This is a genomic window from Staphylococcus sp. HMSC13A10, from assembly GCF_001808005.1.
Taxonomy (GTDB): Bacteria; Bacillota; Bacilli; order Staphylococcales; family Staphylococcaceae; genus Staphylococcus; species Staphylococcus pasteuri.
This window is the reverse complement of sequence record NZ_KV791840.1, coordinates 1-2,561: the sequence shown is the minus strand read 5'-3', so window position 1 is coordinate 2,561 and position 2,561 is coordinate 1. Positions and strand designations below refer to the sequence as shown.

Below are 2,561 nucleotides of genomic sequence, written 5' to 3'. Positions count from 1 at the left end.
AGCTATATTTTTTTACTTTGCAACAGAACCCAGTTGCATCTGCTCTAATAATGTTAGAAACACCTACATCAAAAGCAGGTAATGCAGCTGCTGTTGAAGAGTCTATGTATGACCTTGGAAATGTTTTTGGTGTAGCAGTACTTGGTAGCCTATCTTCTATGCTTTATCGTGTATTTTTAGATATTTCATCTTTTTCATCAAAAGGTATAGTTGGAGATTTAGCTCATGTAGCTGAAGAATCTGTAGTGGGCGCTGTCGAAGTAGCTAAAGCTACGGGGATAAAACAGCTTGCAAACGAGGCTGTAACATCATTTAATGATGCTTTTGTAGCAACTGCTTTAGTAGGTGGGATTATCATGATTATCATTTCAATAGTTGTCTATTTGTTAATTCCCAAATCACTTGATATAACTAAACAAAAATAGTACTAAACATATATTTTTAGATATTGTAGATTAGTTTATTTTTAAAATTAGTAATAGTTAAAAAGTAGAACCATTAATTTTAAATGGTTCTACTTTTTTATTATTAAGTAAAATTATAAAAGACAATTTCTTAAATTAATAATATGATATACCTATATCTAATAATTTATTAGTATTAATAAACCTTGAAAGGATGATTAACTGATGAATAGAGCAGATATTTTTAAAATATTTGATGTAGAACTTAATATAACTATATTTTTAGGAGCACTAGTAGCAACTTTCATCTATTTTATAAGTTACATGAACAATGTAAATGAATTAATTACATTATGCTTAACATTAGCTTTTCCTGCATATTTATTAAAAATTAGCAGATCGTTCGAGGTTATTTTATTAGAGGAAAAAATAAAAAATAGTAAAATCAAAATCTGTGACAAAGATAGAATTGAACGAGAGATACTGGTGAAAAAGAACCTAATAGATGAACTATTGTTTCCTAATAGAGTTATTAAAAAATATACACTGACAATTTTAATTTACAGTATAGGTATTATTATTCTTTTACTACTTTGTAATATGTTAAGTTATGGAATTGGTGAAAATGTCAATTTTATCTGGAGATTACTAGCTTGTTATGTAACGAGTGTCACAGTGATTATAGTTGCCTTGATTATAATGATAATGATATTTGATCTTATAATTGGATTACTATTAAATTTTCAAATATTTTTAAAAAATAAAAAGTATGATGACTTTTTATAATTATTCGATTTATATAATGAAAAATTAAATGATTAAACATAGAAACCTCAAAACAAACCATATTTAATAGAGTTTATGGCGCCTTATACAAATAAAGGCTATGCTGTTAAAGAATTATGTAGCTATCTTCAGATTAATATGGATGATGTTTATACTATTGGCGATAGAAAATTGATTTACCTATGTTTAATACCCTAGATAATTCTTCTGATAATTTAGTTTTTGTTAGAGTTTAACATAACTGATGATTATCAGAAGTTATTTAAAATAAGAGTGTGTCATTACAGTCTAAAGTAATGACACACTCTTTCAATATATATATAATACTAATACTTATTTTTTTCCAAAAATTCTCCTAACACTTCATCAACTATAGCTTTTATAGATGTATCCTTATCTAATGCCATTTGATTTAGTCTTTTTTTTATATCAGTGTCCACTCTCATAGTCGTACTTTTAGATACCGGTTTATAATTTTCCGTATATTTTACCTCAGATGTATCTATGTTATCTAAAAATCCTGCCATAAATATCACTCACCCTCAATTAATCTAATTCTATTAACTAATTCTTCGTAGACTTTGTTAAACATATATATAACTTTTTTGTCATGCATATCTTTATCTTTTATTCCATCAGCGGCAAATTTTTTTATTCTTTCTCTTTGATATATCTGGTTCTCAAAGAGTGCTTCAGAAAATGCTGATTTAGACATATCTAATATCTGTTTATCTACACGTCCACTTTTTTTAATTAATACTGGAACAGCGCCAACCAATTCAAACGATAAATCTGATTCTTTTTTTCGATCCCTTAAAAAATTAACAAATGAAAGACTACTTTCATAAGCAGATTGTTGTGTTTGAAATACCATTAAAATGTAATCACTTGCATAAACAGCATTATTAGTGAAATCAGAGTTAATAGTAGGTGGTACATCAATAAATATATAGGCGAAATCGTGAATTTCTTTAATTTTTTCAACCACATTTTTTAAAATATATCTTTTCTTTAGAATATCTGTCTTTGAAATGATATCGGATAAGTTAGCCAAAGATGAATCAGCTGGTAATAGTGATAATTTGGAAGTTAATTTCACAATACTTTGATCTATATTTCCATTTTTTAGCATGTTTATAAATGAAATCTTTTCTTCCTCAAATTCCGGATAAGTTCTTTTCATAATTTGAGTTGCATTTCCCTGAGGATCAAAATCTATTAAAAGTACTTTTTTATCATAATTTTCAGATGCAATATAAGAAAGTAACGTGGCTACTGTTGTTTTACCTACACCACCTTTAAAATTTCCAACTGTTATTATGCTCAAAATAATACCTCCCATTTACTATGTCTTTACTCTTTACATTAGTT

At 27.0% G+C, this 2,561-nt stretch carries 3 protein-coding genes and 2 pseudogenes; 3 read left to right on the top strand and 2 right to left on the bottom strand.

Annotation, left to right across the window (positions count from 1 at the left end; genetic code table 11):
• The 3 genes and pseudogenes from HMPREF3125_RS02280 to HMPREF3125_RS13200 form a co-directional block, all read left to right on the top strand.
• Positions 1-425: pseudogene (locus HMPREF3125_RS02280) on the top strand (QacA/B family quaternary ammonium compound efflux MFS transporter); the annotation flags it as partial.
• A 204-nt stretch (positions 426-629) separates the two neighbouring features.
• Positions 630-1,190 carry a hypothetical protein gene (locus tag HMPREF3125_RS02275; protein ID WP_001077893.1) on the top strand — a complete coding sequence of 187 codons (561 nt, stop codon included), beginning with the start codon at positions 630-632 and terminating at the stop codon, positions 1,188-1,190.
• A 63-nt stretch (positions 1,191-1,253) separates the two neighbouring features.
• Positions 1,254-1,388, top strand: a pseudogene (locus tag HMPREF3125_RS13200) (HAD hydrolase family protein); the annotation flags it as partial.
• Positions 1,389-1,516: 128 nt separating this feature from the next.
• Here the strand turns inward: HMPREF3125_RS13200 and HMPREF3125_RS02270 are convergent.
• Both HMPREF3125_RS02270 and HMPREF3125_RS02265 read right to left on the bottom strand, forming a co-directional pair.
• Positions 1,517-1,717 (bottom strand): hypothetical protein, encoded by a 201-nt coding sequence (locus tag HMPREF3125_RS02270; RefSeq protein ID WP_000896836.1) that lies wholly within the window; start codon positions 1,715-1,717, stop codon positions 1,517-1,519.
• 5 nt (positions 1,718-1,722) lie between these two features.
• On the bottom strand, positions 1,723-2,517 hold the full coding sequence (locus HMPREF3125_RS02265; RefSeq protein WP_070451659.1) for a ParA family protein: 795 nt from the start codon (positions 2,515-2,517) through the stop codon (positions 1,723-1,725).
• Positions 2,518-2,561 lie beyond the last annotated feature (44 nt).